The organism is Ferdinandcohnia jepli, assembly GCF_047246645.1.
Lineage (GTDB): Bacteria > Bacillota > Bacilli > Bacillales > Bacillaceae_L > Ferdinandcohnia.
On the sequence record NZ_JBFOKR010000003.1, the window covers coordinates 97,678 to 116,162 of the forward strand.

Consider the following 18,485-nt stretch of genomic DNA (forward strand, 5'->3'; position numbering starts at 1 on the left):
TATTTTCTCCATTTGTAATAATGATAGAATAATGGCAAAGGGGTGTTAGAGGTTGAGGAAAAGTAAAAAGAGAAGGATGTTTATCATGCTTGGTATATTAGTTGTATGTGGTTTAGTTTATGTAGGGACTATTCATTATAAAATTACTAGCTATACGAAAGTTGAACCTCCTGTTAATGCAGACTATATCATTATTCTAGGTGCTAAGGTAAATGGTGAAATCCCCTCATTATCATTGCAATATCGAATTGATGCTGCTGCAGAGTATGCAAAGGAAAATGAGAATACGATTATTATAGCATCAGGTGGCCAAGGTCCAGGAGAAGACATAACCGAAGCCGAAGCCATGAGAAGGGAATTAGTAAACAAGGGAATTTCTGAATCGAGAATCTTCTTAGAAGACGAATCAACCAGTACATATGAAAATATTGATTTTTCAAAGCAATACATACCAGATGATGCTGAGACAGGTATTGTAGTCACAAATGATTATCACCTCTACCGTGCACTCCAAATTGCAAAGGATGCAGATTTACAAGTAGAAGGGTTACCAGCCAGGACTCCAAAGATTACCCTGGTCAAAGCCTATATCCGGGAGTATCTATCAGTTACGAAGTATTATTTACAGAGGTTATTCTAAAAACTGTTTTAGTAAACTTTGTTGCTTTTAAAAGGTTATCAGTAGAGATATTTGCTGGATGAATAAGTTCTACAGGGGTGATTGGAGCGCATGGCACGAGACTCCTGCGGGAAAAGCGTGGCCAGGTGAGACCCCGCAGGAGCGTAGCGACGAGGAGGCTCACGGTCCGCCCGCGGAAAGCGAGTGCCAGGAGCGGAAATCACCATCCATTGTGGTAAGCACTAAATTTTATAAGCAGACAGAATCAATCTTTTAGAAATGAGTCTTATAAAAAGATAGTTTTAATAAGCATACTACTATTATTCGTTGTATAGGAGGGTCTTTTTTGACAGGTATATCAAATGGTCAGCGCTTATTAATGCTGCGCGACATTCTATTAACAGAAACAGATGAAAACCACGAGCTTGGTATAAGCGAGATTATGGATAAACTAAAGCTTGCATTTGGTACCGACTATAAGGTTGACCATCGAGCAATCAAGCGGGACTTTGAAGCATTAAATCTAGCTAACTTTGAAATAAATGAAAATACCGGCACACAAGGAAAAATACTGTATAGCCACCAAGCGCGCTTGTTTGAAACCTATCAAATCCGATTACTCACAGACGCCGTGTTGTCTGCACGTTTTATCACGGAAGAAGAAAAAAAGCAGCTGATTACAAAGCTTAAAAAGCTTACGAGCACCTACATTGCCAAAACACTTCCTGATCCGATGATCTATCAGCAATCTATTAATATCGATTATAAGCTTATTAAAGTTCATATTGACCAGATTCATACTGCTATTTCACAGCAAATGCCTATCACTTTTCAATATGGGAAATATAATGTAAGTAAGGAGTTCGTTTTTAATCGTGAGGGTGAGCGTTATGAGGTGCGTCCATACGCTTTAATTTGGCAAAACGATTTCTATTACTTAATTGGAGAGTACGTAAAATACAATCAATTCCGCCACTATCGATTAGACCGGATGAGAAATGTTGAAGTACTTGAAACTCGTTTCAAAAAGAAGGAGTTTAACAGCAGCGAATATGTGGGTCGTTCCTTTCATATGTATGCTGGAGAAGAACAGTGGCTTAAAATTGAGTTTCACAATGACTTAATTAATGTTGTCATTGACCGGTTTGGCCTTGATGCAGACATAAAACCTGTGGATGATTCACATTTTGTTCTAACTACAAAGGCAAAGGTAAGTGAAGGATTACTAAAATGGATTCTCACATGGGGGAGTCAAGCAAAGGTATTAGCACCAACATCAATTGTTGATGAGTTGAAAAAAGAGATTGAGAAGATGGTAGATATTTATCGCTAGTAGGTGGAAATATGTTCATTCATAATATGGTCGTGGAAGATTGGGAGCAGGTAAGAAAAATTTACTTAGAAGGAATTGCAACTGGAAATGCTACCTTCCAAAAAGAAGCTCCGACCTGGGAAGAATGGGACAATGGGCATTTGAAAGAATGTCGCCTTGTTGCTAGAAAAAATGAAGCTGTTATAGGTTGGGCTGCATTAAGTCCCGTTTCAAGTCGTTGTGTTTATGCGGGAGTTGCAGAAGTAAGTGTATATGTTAGTCAAGATAACTCTGGACAGGGGATTGGAAGTACCTTATTACAAGCCTTAATTGAACATAGTGAACAAAAGGGAATTTGGACCTTACAATCAGGTATCTTTCCAGAAAATGTCCCAAGTATCAAACTACATTTAAAGCATGGCTTTCGAGAAGTTGGTAGACGCGAACGGATTGGAAAATTGAATGGAGTATGGCGTGATACGGTTTTATTGGAACGAAGAAGTAGGGTAGTTGGTACTGAAGATTATTCATAAGAAGGTGAGTTAGTGGTGAGTAATATATTCAAAGGAATCCTTTTCGGAATGATTATTGCGTTAGGTACTGCATTTCTATTTATGGCAATTGGTCAAACAGCAGCTGGTGGAGTAACTTCTTTTTTTGGTGAAGCTTGGTTATATGTAGCAGCAGTAGTACCATTTGTTTTAACCTTTGCAGTATTAGGAAGATACTTTCATATTCAAAAGGAAGTTCCCAATAAAAAGCTATGGCTTATAAGTTTCGGCTGTGCATTTTTCGTTACTCTATATAGTGGTACAATTGGGGCTATTTCAGGTGAAGCTATCGTAAGAGATGGAATGGACACAATAAATGTGGAAGGTACTTTGGTTTGGGGAGGAATTTATGCTGTACTATTACTTCCTATTACAACACCTTTTGCACGATTGATAATTGGGTTGTTTTATAAATATATAACAAGAGACAGACATACAAATGGAGCGTTGATCAAATAGATTGACGCTACTTTACGTAATAGGGTGTGTTTATTAATGATTGAGACCGAAAGACTGTATTTAAGAGAATTGGAAATGGATGATTTACAGGAGCTATCAAAAGTTCTCTCAGATCCTGAGTCTATGCAATTTTACCCTCAAGCCTTCAGCCAAGAGAAGGTGAAGAGTTGGATTCAGTGGAATATGGACAATTATAAAAAATATAACCACGGCTTATGGGCAGTCATATTAAAAGAGGGAGATACATTCATTGGAGACTGTGGCATCACCATGCAGACGATTGAAAATGAGATAGTACCGGAGATTGGTTTTCATATTAATAAACAATATTGGAATAAAGGGTATGCAACAGAGGCTGCTATAGCGTGTAAAAATTACGCATTTGAGGTTTTGAAGTATCCTAAAATTTTTACATACACAACTCTTCGTAATGTTCCTTCACAGAAAGTGGCCGAGAAAATGGGAATGCAGTTGTATAAGGTGTTTGAGAAGAATGGTGAAAAGCAGATTGCACAGGTTGTGTATAATACGAAAACTTATTAATTGCATGGTTTCTGGATATTTGACTCATTAATTCCCTATGTGTCCAACTATAAAAAAGTGGCTTGAAACCTCAAGCCACATCCTCCATTTAACCCTCTATTGCCTCTAACAATAAGTCTACAATGTGAACCGCACGCATTTTATCAGAAAGACCTTCACGCTCAATTCCCAGTTTCATTTGTAAAAGACAACCTGGATTTGCGGTTACAATTGTTTTTGCTTCTGTTTCTTTGACGTTGATCATTTTTGAATCTAGTATCTTCATAGACATTTCAGATTCCACAATATTATATATTCCTGCAGACCCACAGCAACTATCTGCATTTTTCATTTCGTGATAGGTTGCGCCTTTGATGGCTTGTAGTAGTGTTCTAGGTTCTGCTGCTGTTTTCATTACATTACGTAAATGACAGGAGTCTTGATAGGTAATAACTTGTTTAGGTAGAGAAAGCTCTTTTTTATGGAACTCTAATTCTACTAAAACACCTGATATATCTTTTAGCTTTTTCGCAAATGATTTTGCTCGTTCAGACCAAGCAGGGTCATCTTTAAGTAGGTGGTCGTAATCAATGAGAAACGCACCACAGCCACCTGCATTGGTAATAATATAATCAGCATCTATTTCTTCAAAGGCAGTTATATTTCGTTTCGCTAGTTCCCTAGCTTGATTTTTTTCACCGCTATGGCCATGAAGGGCACCACAACATGCCTGCTCTTTTGGAATGACAATTTCACAGCCTGCAAGTTGAAGTAGTTTCATTGTCGCATCATTAGTCTTCATGAACATTGTATCCATCAAACATCCTGAGAAAAAGGCAACCTTCTTCTTTTGGACGCCGATTGGTTTTAGATGCTCTGGACGATTTTTCATTTCCTTCACAGTGGGAACGGAAGGAAGTACTCTTTCCATTGTTGCAAGACTATCAGGAAATAGCTTCATCATCCCAGATTTTTGGACAATTTTTTGCATTCCTGAACGCTGATACACTCCAAGGACTCCTGTTAACGTGCGCATCCGATTTTGATAAGGGAAAAGTCCTGAAAATACGGTCTTCCTAACGACTCTTGCTTGTAATGAATGTTTTTTGTTTTGATTTACGATGTCTCTTGCTTCTTCCAACAGATGTCCATAATTAACTCCGGAAGGACATACGGGTTCACATGCACGACAACCTAAACACATATTAAGAGACTTTTCAAAATCCTCGTCTGGTTCTATTAATCCATCAACGACTGCTTTCATTAATGCGATTCGACCGCGTGGAGAGTGGGACTCTTGAAATCCTGATTCTATATAGGTAGGACAGGTTGGGAGGCAAAATCCACAACGCATGCAATTTAATAATTCATTTTCATCCATACGTGCTTTGAATTCTTCTTGGATTTGTTGCTGTTCCTTCAGAGTTGTCATTTTGAAACCACCACACGTTTTCTGGAATCCTTAGCGAATACCTTACCAGGATTCATAATGTTATTTGGATCAAGTCCGGTTTTGATTGCCTGCATGGCAGCGATTCCGGCTGTACCTAACTTCATTTCAAGGTAAGGCGCTTTCATAACCCCAACTCCATGTTCACCTGTAATCGTTCCACCCAACTCTATTGCTTTTGCGAAAATTTCTTCAAAAGCTTTTTCAACACGTTCAATTTCATCATGATTTCGCACATCTGTTAAGCATGTTGGATGAAGGTTCCCATCTCCAGCATGACCAAATGTACAAATACGAAGGTTATACTTTTCTGCAATCTCCTCAATCGCTTTAACCATTTTCGCAATTTCAGAGCGGGGAACGGTCGCATCCTCTAGAATAGTTGTTGGTTTGAGTCTTGCAAGTGCTGATAAAGCAGCTCGTCTTGCAGTACGAAGTGCTTCTGCTTCTTCTTCAGATTCCGCAGCTTTTACTGAGACTGCATGCTCTGATTTACATATCTCCACAATCTGTTCAATATCTTTTCTTACAACTTCTTCAGGACCATCTTGTTCAATCAGTAAAATCGCTTTTACATCTGTAGGTAAACCTATTTGAGCAAATGCTTCTACTGCTTCAAGCGTCGGTTGATCCAGAAACTCAAGTGTAGTCGGAATGATTTTTTGAGCGATGATCTTTGAAACGGTCTTCGCAGCTGCCTCAAGATCTTGATAGAGTGCTAGAATCGTTTTCTTCGTTTCAGGCATGGGAATTAATTTAAGAGTAGCTTCTGTAATGATTCCGAGTGTTCCCTCAGAACCTACAAACAATCTCGTTAAATCATATCCAGCCACGTCTTTAGCTAGTTTGCCACCAGTTTTGATAATTTCACCATTTGCTAAAACAACCTCTAATGCCATAACATAGTCACGGGTTACACCATATTTTAACCCACGCAAACCACCAGAATTTTCATTAATGTTGCCACCAAGTGTAGAAATTTTCATCGAGCTAGGATCTGGTGGATAAAATAACCCCTTTGCCTCAACTGCTTTGGTCATATCAAGCGTGATGACACCCGGTTGTACAGTTACAGTTAGGTTTTCTTCATCAATTTCAAGAATGCGATTCAAATGCTTAAATAAAAGAACAATGCCACCCTCAGTTGGGCAAGTACCTGCACATAAATTTGTACCAGAGCCACGGGGAACAATTGGAATCTTATACTCATTACAAATCTTTACGATACTAGCAATCTCTTCTTTGGTACGAGGCGCAATTACTGCATCAGGCATTGATTGAAATTGTGGTGTTGCGTCATATGAATAAACAAGTCTTCCAGCCTTTGAATCATCATAGTTTTCCGAACCTACAATATTCAAAAAAGCTTGCTTTGCTTGTGAAGGAATCATATCTTCCACCCCTTATTTTTCTATAAATACGCTTTAAAAACATCTATCCATTAATAAAGTTAATCACTTTCTTAAAGTATAAAAAAAAGCGGATAAATCCGCTATGTGTGTTTCTACAAAATATGATTAATTTAGAAGTTCTTTTTTGGATATTCCTCTAATAATAGCCCTAGGTATAGAGTTGCTAAATCTGTGAATTTCCTTGGATGCAATCCTGTAATTTCTTCAATTTTTTGTAAACGGTAATGAAGTGTGTTGACGTGGATATGCAGCGACTCGGATGTTTGTTTTATGGATTGATTTTCTTCTATAAAAACTTGCAGGGTTTTTATTAAAACTGGGTCTAAGAGGAGGTCACCGATTGTTCGGAGGACAAACTCTGCCCCTACATTATTACTAATTCCTTGAAGTAACATTTCTAATGTCAACTCGTCATCGAACTGAATACCTGAAATACGTTTTGCAACTTGAAGCGCACGCTCTGCTTCATCAAATGATTTACGTAGCTTATAGCCTTGTACAATTTGGCCGACACCGAACGATATTTTTAAGTTATATTGAGTTTCAAATTCGTTCTTCAATTTTAGTAGAAACTCAACTAGCTGTGGTTTTTGTTTCCGAGTTAGCAGCAATAGAAATCGGTCGTTTCCCCAACGGACAAAAAGATCTTCGTTCCCCATTAACTGTTGCATATGATTAGATAATTCTTTTATAGTTAGTGACGCCCCGTGAATTGAAGCCATCACAATTTGACGTTCGGTATTTATTTCAACGCCAAGAAGCTCAGCTCTACTTAAAAATTCCGAAGTGGGTTCCTTTATCTGAAGCCAATCAAAAACAAAGGTCTCAAGTGTACGAGAATCTAATTCCATTTGTTCAGCATAATAGCTTTCTTGGATAAGCAGTTCTGTCATTTTTTTTAGAAGTTCACCGTATGGAGATATCTTCTCTGGGTCACCAGTTATGCCAATTACACCGACTACCTTGTTTTGAAAAAGGACTGGTAAATTAATACCGGCTCGTACACCTTGTAAAGTTTCTTCCATTTCTTTTGTAATGACTATTTTCTTTTGATCACGACTAGCAAGGAGTGCTCCTTCATGGAAATTACCAAGTCTACCTGACTCAGTGCTCGCGATTATGGTTCCTGTTGTATCAACGATGATAATATCCTCATCTATTAATCTACGTACTTCTTGTATGATTTTTTTTGCAAGAGATGGAATAAGCATGGAAGCCCTCCGAATTAGCATTTGTTACTATTAATTTTAGCATTTTTTTGGTATTGGCTGGTAGAATTTCTTGTTTACCCAAAAGGGTATCTAGTTGACCATAACCTTGCTAACATGCATATTTTTGATTTAAAATGCAGAAATCTCAATTAAAATGCATAAACCCTCCCCGAGGACAAGTTATACCCTCAGAGTAGGTTCAATTTTGGTAGTTTATAGCTTTTTAACCAGTAAAAGCAGGTGTTGTTTTTGTGCAGGAAGCCCATTTCTGTTTTATAATAGGGGATGTGTGGACATAGTGATTGATAGATAGACACACTTGAAGGGAAGAAATGTAATGTTTCAAGATATTTCAGTTGAAGATTTACAAGAAATGCAGAAAGATCAGGCTCTTGTATTAATAGATGTGCGGTCACCTTCTGAATTTGAAGAGTCAACGATACCAAGAAGTGTAAATATTCCAATTTTTACAGATGAGGAACGTGCTGAGATTGGAACCATTTATAAGCAGGTGAGTGTTGAAGCTGCGAAACAGAGAGGCCTGGAGATTGTATCGGCCAAACTCCCTGACTTTATTAAAGCATTTTCTAGATATAAAGAACCGAAAGTGATCTATTGCTGGCGTGGCGGGATGCGTAGTAAAACATCTGCTACCCTGGTTGACTTGATGGGAATTGAAACAATGCGTTTGGTTGGTGGAATCCATGCTTATCGGACATGGGTTGTAGGCACTCTTGAAAAGCTTTCGTCTACATTCACATCAGAAGCCATTGTTATAAATGGATATACAGGATCGGGGAAAACGAAAATACTTCAAAGCTTGCAGGAAAAGGGTTATCCGGTTTTAGAACTTGAAGGGATGGCGAATCATCGCGGTTCTGTTTTTGGACAAATCGGTAAAACTCCACATAATCAAAAGATGTTTGAATTATTATTTGTTCAACAAGCGTTAGAAGTGAAAAATTCTCCATATGTGTTATTTGAAGCTGAAAGTAAGCGAGTCGGAAGAGCAACGGTTCCAGACTTTTTATTAGAAAAGAAAATTAATGGACATCATATTTTCATTGATCTGCCAATGGAAGAACGAGTACTTAACATTTTGGACGATTATCGTCCATGGGAATATGCTGATCAATGTATGCTTGCTTTTCAAAAATTAAAAAAGAGAATTCATACCCCAATTGCAGCTCAAATTGAGAAGGATTTACAAACTGGGGATTATAAATCGGCAGTTAAATTGCTGTTGGAATATTATTATGATCCAAAATACTATCATACAGCTGAACAGATTGATCCTGAGAAAAGCACTGTACTTCATGTGAAAAATACTGAAGAAGCGGTACAGGAAATTGAAAAGATTTTATTTGAAAAAGTAGGGAATATCAAGGTAAATAAATAGTTGAAGTAAACAGTGGTTTCATATCACTGTTTTTTTGTTTATTTATAGAAAAATGTATATAGCTATTATGATAACCATCTTATTTGTTGCGATAATAAATATTTTTGCTTACCATTAAAAGTTTCATTATTGCAATCGTGCTAACAGCATTAACTATTGGGGTGATTTTTGAATTACTTAAAAGATTATTTGGTGCTACAAGAATCAGAAAGTAAAACCAAAAAACTAGATATTGTATTAAATTTTGTAATTGTTCTGTATTTTTTTTTGCTTGTCTCTTCTATGAATATCCTTGCTGCTCCTAGGTTTAGGGGGTTGGAAGAATTTTTCCATATGAAAAACAAAAAATATATTATATGATTTTTTTCAGAATACGGACACAAACATGTCGGCTTTCGTCGAATGCTTTATCGTAAATCAAAACTAGGAGGAAATCATACATGAAAAACGGTAAGTTTAAAAAACGTGTCATTAGTGGCACAGTAGCTTCAGCACTTATTTTATCTTTAGCAACTCCATCTGTATTTGCAAACGAAGAGGAAACTGTAACAACTGATACAACAGTTGTAGAAGAAGTGGAAACTGTAGAAGTACCTGCAACTGAAGAGATTTCAGTTGAAACGGATTTATATGAAGAAAACGTTGCTTCTGAAGAGGAAGGAACAGAAGAATCTACAACTGAGGAAGAAGTAGTAACTGAAGAAACAACTACTGAAGAAGAAGTTGTAGCTGAAAAAGAAACTGCAACTGAAGAAGATGCAGTTGTTGATGAAGAAAAAGAAGAAGCACCTTCTTTAGTACCTGGTGATTTCTTTTACTTCGTAAAAATGATGATGGAAAAAGTACGTCTAGCAGTTACTTTTGATGATTACAAAGAAGCACGTTTATTAGCAGACTTTGCTGCTGAACGTATTGCAGAAGCAAATGCATTATTTGCAGAAGGTAAAACTGAAGAAGCAGAAGCTCTTTTAAAAGAAGCAATTGCGACTCAAGAATCTGCTGCTGAAGAATTAGCTAACTCTGAAGAAACTTCTGGTGAAGAAGTATCTGAAGAACCAGCGGAAGAAACAGAAGTAGTTGAAGAGAATGCTACGGAAGAAACAGAAGTAGTTGAAGAAGAAGCTACGGAAGAAACAGAAGAAGTTGTAGTTGAAGAAACTGAAACAGAAGTAGATGAAGTTGAAGTAAAATTAGCTAACAATATTGATGCATTAACTGCAGCTTTAGCGAAGGTTAAAAATCCAACTGCACAAGCAGCACTAATGAAAAACATCCAAAAGTCATTTGCAAAACTTGATAAAAAGCTTGCAAAGCTTGAAGCAAAAGCTGCTAAGTTTGCAACAGAAACAACTGAAGAAGAGGTTGTAGAAGAAGAAGTAGTAGTTGAAGAAACTACTGAAGAAACAGTTGCTGATCAAGAAGAAGTAGTAGTTGAAGAAACAGATGTTGAAGAGGAAGCAGAAGTACTTCCAGTTGCTGCTCCAGTAGTAACTAAGAAGGAAGAGAAAGCTGTTAAGGCTGAAGAAAAGCGTGCACAAGGCCAAGCGAAAGCAGAAGCTAAAAAGCAAGAAGCACAAGCTAAAAAAGCTGAGAAGCAAGAACAAGTAAAAGAAAAGAAAGAAAATGGTCAGAACAAAGGTAACGGTCAAGGCAACGGCAACGGTAATGGCAATAAAGGTAACGGTCAAGGCAACGGCAACGGTAATGGCAATAAAGGTAACGGTAATGGCAACAACAACGGAAAAGGTAAAGAATAATAAATATCGAAATAAACCTATTACTCTACGTAGTAGGTTTATTTTTTTGTTCGGACGTATGGGAAAATACATTGACTACTACCAAAATTTATAAAAGAATCAAAGAATAATCTCTCCCTACCACAGCATATACGTATAAGTACAATAAACTTGTACTAAAATCTTCCTCGACTAACATCTCAACTTTCGACAACACAAAAAAGTATTCCTACACAAATATTGTAAAATCAATGTTTACTTGTTAATAAACCTTACAAACCTTTACATATTGCATAAAAAACAGCTTATATATTTTAACATTATGTATAATGCAAACACCCCTTAAAAAAAGTAAAATAAACACAAAGTTTTAATTTTCAGATAGTATTTCTGTAAGTGAGGTTGAAATAATTCCAGTCTATTTAAATAAAAAATCTATGAAAACGCTTTCTGTTAACAAGTTTATCAAATTGCTAATATGGTTCATCTCATATAGTGCAATTTAAAAATAAGAAGGGGGTTTTTCTATGTCTGATAATGTTGTGATTGGTTTGATTCAGGCTTCAAATGAAGTTGATGGAAATCAACCTGTAGAGGTACACAAAGAAAGGGCGATTGAGAAACATATTAGACTTGTGAGAGAAGCAAAGACTAAGGGTGCACAAATCATCTGTTTACAGGAGATTTTTTATGGACCTTATTTTTGTTCTGAACAAAATACAAAATGGTATGATGCAGCGGAAGAAATTCCGAATGGGCCAACTACTAAGCTGTTTCAGGATTTAGCGAAAGAGCTTGGGGTAGTTATTATTCTTCCAATCTACGAGCGTGAAGGGATTGCTACATACTATAACACCGCTGCAGTTATTGATGCGGATGGCACATATCTAGGAAAATACCGAAAACAGCATATTCCGCATGTTGGAGTTGGGAATGAAGGGTATGGATTCTGGGAGAAGTTTTACTTTAAGCCTGGAAATTTAGGTTATCAAGTATTTGATACAGCTTTTGCAAAAGTAGGTGTTTACATTTGCTATGATCGTCATTTCCCTGAGGGGGCAAGAATACTAGGACTGAAAGGAGCAGAAATCGTTTTTAATCCTTCAGCAACTGTAGCTGGACTTTCAGAGTATCTATGGAAACTTGAACAACCAGCTCATGCAGTAGCAAATGGTTATTATCTTGGTGCTATTAATCGTGTTGGTTTTGAAGGACCTTGGAACATGGGAGAGTTTTACGGCCAATCCTATCTAGTTGACCCAAGAGGAAATTTTGTGGCAATGGGAAGTCGCGACCAAGATGAAGTAATCATAGGAGAAATGAATAAAAAGCTGATTCGGGAAGTTCGTGATGTTTGGCAATTTTACCGTGACCGTAGACCGGAAACGTATCAGGAGATGACAGCTCTGCTTCCATAAAAGAGTGAATGGTGGGGCTTTACATAGAGTGTAAAGCCCATTCTAAATAATCGATCATTACGTTTGAAAAAAGGAGGTTTTCTTTTTGAGTAATGCTAATTCTCGTATTTCGTATGAAGATTTGGCTAAAAACTTCAATGAAGTTCATCCAGGGTTAACAAATCGGGAAGCAATTGAAGAATCAAACCGATGCTTGTATTGCTATGATGCCCCATGTATAACAGCTTGTCCAACAGGAATTGATATCCCCACATTTATTAAAAAGATTGCTTCAGGAAATCTAAAAGGCTCTGCAAAAACAATTATGACTTCAAACCCTATCGGTGCAAGCTGTGCGCGAGTTTGTCCAACGGAGGAACTTTGTGAAGGGGCTTGTGTTCTCAATCATTCTACCAAACCAATAATGATAGGAAATCTACAGCGCTATGCTACAGACTGGGCTATTAAAAATGAGCAGGTATTGTTTAGGCCAGGCGAAAAGAATGGGAAAAAAGTCGCGATTGTAGGTGGAGGTCCTGCAGGATTATCTGCTGCTCGTGAACTGGGTCTACTAGGCTACGATGTTACTATTTATGAGGCAGAGGAAAAAGCTGGAGGATTGAATACCTACGGAATCGTATCGTTTAGACTTCCACAGCAAATATCCTTCTGGGAGGTAGAACAGGTAGAAAGATTGGATGTGAAAATTAAAACGAACACTAGAGTGGGGCAAGATGTAGCAGTAGAGGAACTTCTTGAAAACTACGATGCTGTTATTCTAGCGATAGGAATGTCTAAGGTTCCTAGTTTAGGTATAAAAGGTGAAGAACTAGATGGAGTATATGATGCTATTGATTTTGTAAAAGAAACGAAGACAAATCCAATTTCAGATTCATTACTTGGAAAAAAGGTTGTAGTAATTGGTGCTGGAAATACAGCGATTGATGGCGCAACATGCTCCGTTCGCCTTGGAGCCGATAATGTGAAAATTCTATATAGACGTACGATTGAAGAAATGACTGCCTATGATTTTGAATATGAGTTTGCAAAGCAGGATGGTGTAGAATTCCGTTGGCTTACTGCACCTAAACAAATTATTGGAGATGAACAAGGAAGAGTAAAAGCCATTGAATGTATTAAAATGCAGCTCGGTGAGCCTGGAGATGATGGTCGAAGAAGGACTGTCCCAGTTGAGGGGTCTGAATTTACGCTAGATGTAGATGCAGTAATTAAGGCAATTGGTCAATCAAGATACACGAAGCTAATTGAAGAATTTGGATTAGAACATAATGGTGGAGTTGTAAAAATTGACCCTGATACATTCCAAACATCAAACGAAAAGGTATTCGCATGTGGAGATGTGATTTTCGGAAAAGGCCAAGGAGAAGCAATGGTTGTTTCAGCTGCACAGCAAGGAAAAGAGACAGCCTATGCAATTCATCAAGCAATATTCGGTGCTGTGACTGAAACAGTTTAAAAAAAGGAGGAAAACCATGGCAGATTTACGGATCAATTTAGCAGGTATTGAGTCGCCTAACCCATTTTGGCTTGCTTCTGCTCCTCCAACTAACTCTGGATACCAAGTCCAGCGGGCATTTGAGGCAGGCTGGGGAGGAGCTGTTTGGAAGACTTTAGGTGACCCTATTTTAAATGTAACATCCCGATTTGGGGCAGTTAGTTTTAATGGGCAACGGGTGGCAGGCTTTAATAATATTGAACTAATTACAGACAGACCGTTGGAGGTCAATTTAAAAGAGATTGCCGAAACGAAAAAGCTTTTTCCTAATCATACAATTATTGCTTCATTAATGGTTGAGCCGCAACAGGAGAAGTGGCATGAGATTGTAAAACGGGTAGAGGATGTAGGAGTAGATGGTTTAGAACTTAACTTTGGATGTCCACATGGGATGGCAGAAAGAGGAATGGGCTCTGCATCGGGACAGGTGCCATCGCTTGTAGAAAAGCAGACCTATTGGGTAAAAGAGGTTTCGAAAACGCCGGTTATTGTTAAGCTGACTCCAAATATAACTGATATTACCGCTACTGCTGAAGCTGCTGTTAGAGGTGGAGCGGATGCGATTAGTATGATAAATACAATTAATAGTTTAGCTGGAGTGGATCTGGATACATGGAATACCATCCCTCATGTAGCTGGAAAAGGAGCTCATGGTGGATATTGTGGCCCGGCTGTGAAACCTATTGCCCTTCATATGGTGGGAGAATGTGCCCGAAACCCATATATTCCTGTGCCAATTTCAGGTATTGGAGGAATCTCCAATTGGAAGGATGCCGTTGAATATATGTTAATGGGGGCGGCAGGTGTTCAAGTGTGTACCGCGGTTATGCATCACGGGTTCCGTATTGTCGAAGACATGATTGAGGGACTCAGTAATTATCTTGATGAAAAAGGCATCTCTTCAGTTATGGACATTGTCGGCAAGTCAGTCCCAAAATATTCTGATTGGGGAGACCTTGATCTCAATTATAAGATTGTTGCGAGAATCAATAATGATGTTTGTATCAACTGTAATAAGTGCCATATTGCGTGTGAAGACGCATCTCATCAATGTATTGACATGCTGAAGGATGGAAATGGATACAACATTTTAAAGGTACGTGAAGAGGATTGTGTGGGTTGTAACCTTTGCTCAATTGTATGTCCCGTTGATGGTGCAATTGACATGGTTGAGTTACCAAGCGAGCTTCCACCGATGTCATGGAATGAACGTCAAGCAGCCCTAGGTGCAGTAGCGTGTAAAGTGGACTCAGTAAAAAAATAAGGAGGATTAGTATGAAGAAACTGATTAAAAATGGAACCATTGTAACTGCAACAGATACCTTTCAAGCAGATATTTTTATTGAAAATGGAGTAATCAGTCAAATCGGAGAAAACCTCGCATCTAGAGGGGCTGAAATTGTAGATGCGAAAGGATGCTATGTATTTCCAGGAGGCATTGACCCCCATACTCATTTAGAGATGCCGTTTGGAGGAACTGTTACAAAGGATGATTTTGAAACAGGTACAATTGCTGCAGCATTCGGTGGCACAACGACAGTCATTGATTTTTGCATTACGAATAAAGGAGAGCCATTAAAAAACTCAATTGATGTATGGCATGCAAAATCAAGGGATAAAGCTGTTATTGATTATGGGTTCCACCTTATGATCGGCGAAATAAATGAAACAGTGCTAGATGAACTCCCATCAGTTATCGAGGAAGAGGGAATAACATCGTTTAAAGTTTTTATGGCGTATAAAAATGTACTACAAGCTGATGATGAAACATTGTTTAATACATTGGTTGCTGCGAAAGAACTTGGTGCCCTTGTTATGGTTCACGCTGAGAATGGGGATGTAATTGATTACTTAGTGAAGAAGGCATTAGCCGAAGGAAATACAGATCCCATTTATCATGCGTTAACTCGTCCGCCGGAAATTGAAGGAGAAGCAACAGGAAGAGCCGCTACTTTTACTGGACTTACTAATTCACAGCTTTATGTTGTTCACGTGTCATGTGCTGAGGCTGCAGCTAAAATAGCAGAGGCAAGAAGTAAAGGGTTTGAAGTGTGGGGAGAAACATGTCCGCAATATTTAGTCCTAGATCAAACCTATTTAGAAAAGCCTAATTTTGAAGGTGCAAAATATGTTTGGTCACCACCTTTACGTGAGAAATGGAATCAGGAAGTCCTTTGGAATGCACTTAAAACAGGTCAACTTCAAACAGTTGGATCTGATCAATGTTCATTTGATTTTAAAGGCCAAAAGGATTTAGGAAAAGGTGATTTTTCAAAGATTCCAAATGGGGGTCCAATCATTGAAGACCGTATGACACTTCTTTTCTCAGAAGGTGTGAAAAAGGGAAGAATCTCATTAAATCAATTTGTTGATATTACGTCAACACGAATTGCAAAGCTGTTCGGCTTGTACCCTAAAAAAGGGACAATTGCAGTTGGAGTAGATGCAGATGTCGTTATTTTTGATCCAACAGTAGAAAGAACCATTTCCGCTGAAACTCATCATATGGCTGTAGATTATAGTGCATTTGAAGGTATGGAGGTTACAGGTGAGCCGGTAACAGTACTATCACGTGGAGAATTTGTCATAAGAGATAAGCAATTCGTTGGTAAGCTTGGGGCAGGGCAATATTTGAAACGCGCAAAGTATGGGGAAAGCGTTGAAATAAACAAAAATAAAACTGTTACAATGTAACCCTTTGTTAATGAGGGAAAGGAGAAATCGCCTTTCCCTCAAATATAGCTGATATTTTACGAGTAAATATTTCAGAATATTAAGAATACTAAAAGGGGTGTTTCAATGAAAAGCAAAAGTAATTATCTGAAGTCTCCAGATCTACTGCCGATTGGTCATGGAGAACGAAAAATCAGTACCTTTGGTTTTGCGGTCATTTGGGTTGGAATGGCTGTAGTGTTAGCTGCATTTGCCATTGGAGGAGATGGGATTAAACATTTACCCTTAGCATGGGTAATCGTCGCTACCATCGTTGGATCCGTGTTAATTGGGATCTTCATGACAATAATTGGTGATATTGGGGTCGAACATGGGCTATCCTTCCCAGTTTATATGAGGGCACCATTTGGTACGCTAGGTACTCATATACCATCGTTAGTCCGTGGTGTTACAGCATCATGTTGGTTTGGTATCAATACGTATTTTGGGTCTACCGCAATGAACGCCATATTAAACGCCCTATTTGGTTTTGATAATTGGTTCGTCTGTTTCTTGATATTCGCTGCCGCCCAATTAATTAACACTGCTCTAGGTATTAAGGCAATTGAGAGATTCGCAGATTTAGCAGCACCAATCATTATCATAATTTCTGCTTGGATGTATGTTGCTCTCTCAGATAGAGCAGTTGAGCAGGGAAGAGATGTCTGGACATGGGTTGAAAGCCCAGTTACAGGAGGCGCAGCATTTACTGCATTTATGGTAGTTGTAATGGCAAACATGGGCTTCTGGGCGACACTTGCAGCTGACATGCCGTCACTTTCTAGATTTTTTAAGGCACCAAAGTATGAACGCAACTGGTTTAAGCGAAATAAAGCGCAAATAGCTGGTAGTGTTATTGCCATGCCACTTGTGAATTTGTTTATGGTTGTCATTGGTGCAGTTTCTTATGTTGCTGTACTTAACTATGACCCGGTTGTAGGTTTACAAGAGGCAGCAAGTGGATTTATCTTAGGTATTCTATTATTAATGATTGTACTTGCACAATGGTCGACAAATACATCTGCAAACGTTGTTCCTGCTGCAACCATATTCTCAAATGTTGGAGGACCAAAGGTTCCATTCTGGGCTGGGGTTATTTTAGCTGGTATTGTTGGGATTGTGGTTCAACCATGGAATCTCTTTGGAGTAATCATTCCAGCGTTATTAATTATCGGAGGGATTTTGTCCGCAATCGTAGGAATTCTGTTTACAGATTACTATGTACTTCGAAAAAGAAGAGTCAACGTTCCAGAGTTATATGAGGAAGATGGACAGTTTAAATATTCAAGTGGTATTAACTGGGCAGGGATGATAGCTTGGATCATTGGCGGTTTTGCTGCATATTGGTTATCAGCGTATTCCTTCTTCGTTGGTTTTGGTGTTGGAGCGATTGTGTACTATGTGTTGGCGAAACATTGGTATTTCAAAAAGTATATCCAGGCAGAGATAGAAGACCCAAGCGACGAAAAGTATCTGGGTATAACGGTTGGACGTGACTGGGAGATTGCCACTGCTGAGGAGTTAGTAGTTGTACCTGACGCACCAGTTGATACGAAAGCTTAATTTATATTGGTACCATTTTTTAGAAAGGGTGTTTTAGGAATGTCAGAATACCAACAGTTTCTACAGGAACGAGATCGAATAGATTTCTTGCTGCAAAAAGGATATAAAATTGCCAGCATTACAGAGAATCTAAATGGGGCTTATGTGAATTTTGAGAATGGGAAGAACGCTGAAGCGGAAACGTTGCATATTGTTACACCTGAGGGGAGGAAGTATTTCTCGGTTATGCTGATTAAGCAGCAAAAGGAAGGTGCTTGAGTTCTTTCACTGTCTGATGCTTGTGGAGAGTTTGATGGTTATCGACCGAAAAGTTGATGAGGAAGGTTTTCGGTCGATGAGACTTGATGTAATCGACCGAGATTGGGAACTGAAATGGTTGTGGGTCGATTAGAGGTGTTCTAACAGCCCGAGAAAGAGTAGTGAAGAGAAGTTGGGTCGATTAAAGGTGTTCTAACTGCCCGAGAAAGTGTAGTGAAGAAGAGTTGGGTCGATAAGAAGTGTTCTAACTGCCCGAGAAAGTGTAGTGAAGGAGATTTGGGTCGATAAGAAGTGTTCTAACAGCCCGAGAAAGAGTAGTGAAGAGAAGTTGGGTCGATTAAAGGTGTTCTAACTGCCCGAGAAAGTGT

The 18,485-nt window shown here is 38.5% G+C and carries 16 protein-coding genes; 13 read left to right on the top strand and 3 right to left on the bottom strand.

The window, feature by feature from the left end; genetic code table 11:
- The first annotated feature begins 76 nt into the window (after positions 1–76).
- From AB3M96_RS04035 to AB3M96_RS04055, 5 genes are all read left to right on the top strand, one after another.
- The gene (locus AB3M96_RS04035) at positions 77–640 is read left to right on the top strand and encodes a YdcF family protein (protein WP_412966504.1); all 564 of its coding nucleotides are present in this window, start codon (positions 77–79) and stop codon (positions 638–640) included.
- A 325-nt stretch (positions 641–965) separates the two neighbouring features.
- Positions 966–1,952, top strand: coding sequence for a helix-turn-helix transcriptional regulator (locus AB3M96_RS04040; protein WP_412966290.1), 987 nt, complete (start codon positions 966–968; stop codon positions 1,950–1,952).
- An 11-nt stretch (positions 1,953–1,963) separates the two neighbouring features.
- Positions 1,964–2,464: a GNAT family N-acetyltransferase gene (locus AB3M96_RS04045; protein ID WP_412966291.1), complete on the top strand. Its 501-nt coding sequence runs from the start codon at positions 1,964–1,966 to the stop codon at positions 2,462–2,464.
- A gap of 15 nt (positions 2,465–2,479) precedes the next feature.
- On the top strand, positions 2,480–2,941 hold the full coding sequence (locus tag AB3M96_RS04050) for a hypothetical protein (protein WP_412966292.1): 462 nt from the start codon (positions 2,480–2,482) through the stop codon (positions 2,939–2,941).
- A gap of 36 nt (positions 2,942–2,977) precedes the next feature.
- Positions 2,978–3,484 (top strand): GNAT family N-acetyltransferase, encoded by a 507-nt coding sequence (locus AB3M96_RS04055; RefSeq protein WP_412966293.1) that lies wholly within the window; start codon positions 2,978–2,980, stop codon positions 3,482–3,484.
- An 88-nt stretch (positions 3,485–3,572) separates the two neighbouring features.
- Here the strand turns inward: AB3M96_RS04055 and AB3M96_RS04060 are convergent, their stop codons facing one another.
- The 3 genes from AB3M96_RS04060 to AB3M96_RS04070 all read right to left on the bottom strand — a co-directional run bounded on the left by AB3M96_RS04060 (position 3,573) and on the right by AB3M96_RS04070 (position 7,536).
- The gene (locus AB3M96_RS04060; RefSeq protein WP_412966294.1) at positions 3,573–4,895 is read right to left on the bottom strand and encodes a (Fe-S)-binding protein; all 1,323 of its coding nucleotides are present in this window, start codon (positions 4,893–4,895) and stop codon (positions 3,573–3,575) included.
- Complete coding sequence (gene glcD, locus AB3M96_RS04065; RefSeq protein WP_412966295.1) at positions 4,892–6,304, bottom strand: glycolate oxidase subunit GlcD; 1,413 nt, start codon at positions 6,302–6,304, stop codon at positions 4,892–4,894. The genes AB3M96_RS04060 and glcD overlap by 4 nt, the downstream gene beginning before the upstream one ends.
- A gap of 131 nt (positions 6,305–6,435) precedes the next feature.
- Positions 6,436–7,536, bottom strand: a complete 1,101-nt coding sequence (locus AB3M96_RS04070) for a CdaR family transcriptional regulator (RefSeq protein WP_412966296.1) — start codon at positions 7,534–7,536, stop codon at positions 6,436–6,438.
- Between the two features lie 337 nt (positions 7,537–7,873).
- Between AB3M96_RS04070 and mnmH the strand changes: the two genes are divergently transcribed.
- From mnmH to AB3M96_RS04110, 8 genes are all read left to right on the top strand, one after another.
- Positions 7,874–8,935, top strand: a complete 1,062-nt coding sequence (mnmH, locus tag AB3M96_RS04075; protein WP_412966297.1) for a tRNA 2-selenouridine(34) synthase MnmH — start codon at positions 7,874–7,876, stop codon at positions 8,933–8,935.
- Positions 8,936–9,375: 440 nt separating this feature from the next.
- Positions 9,376–10,692 (top strand): DUF5667 domain-containing protein, encoded by a 1,317-nt coding sequence (locus AB3M96_RS04080; protein ID WP_412966298.1) that lies wholly within the window; start codon positions 9,376–9,378, stop codon positions 10,690–10,692.
- 506 nt (positions 10,693–11,198) lie between these two features.
- A complete protein-coding gene (locus tag AB3M96_RS04085) occupies positions 11,199–12,089 on the top strand; it encodes a nitrilase-related carbon-nitrogen hydrolase (RefSeq protein WP_412966299.1) in 891 nt (296 codons plus the stop codon).
- An 85-nt stretch (positions 12,090–12,174) separates the two neighbouring features.
- On the top strand, positions 12,175–13,545 hold the full coding sequence (locus AB3M96_RS04090; RefSeq protein WP_412966300.1) for an NAD(P)-dependent oxidoreductase: 1,371 nt from the start codon (positions 12,175–12,177) through the stop codon (positions 13,543–13,545).
- A 16-nt stretch (positions 13,546–13,561) separates the two neighbouring features.
- Positions 13,562–14,848: an NAD-dependent dihydropyrimidine dehydrogenase subunit PreA gene (gene preA / locus AB3M96_RS04095; protein ID WP_412966301.1), complete on the top strand. Its 1,287-nt coding sequence runs from the start codon at positions 13,562–13,564 to the stop codon at positions 14,846–14,848.
- An 11-nt stretch (positions 14,849–14,859) separates the two neighbouring features.
- Positions 14,860–16,278 carry a dihydropyrimidinase gene (hydA, locus tag AB3M96_RS04100; RefSeq protein ID WP_412966302.1) on the top strand — a complete coding sequence of 473 codons (1,419 nt, stop codon included), beginning with the start codon at positions 14,860–14,862 and terminating at the stop codon, positions 16,276–16,278.
- Between the two features lie 105 nt (positions 16,279–16,383).
- Complete coding sequence (locus AB3M96_RS04105; RefSeq protein WP_412966303.1) at positions 16,384–17,859, top strand: NCS1 family transporter; 1,476 nt, start codon at positions 16,384–16,386, stop codon at positions 17,857–17,859.
- A 39-nt stretch (positions 17,860–17,898) separates the two neighbouring features.
- Positions 17,899–18,117, top strand: a complete 219-nt coding sequence (locus tag AB3M96_RS04110; RefSeq protein WP_412966304.1) for a hypothetical protein — start codon at positions 17,899–17,901, stop codon at positions 18,115–18,117.
- Positions 18,118–18,485 lie beyond the last annotated feature (368 nt).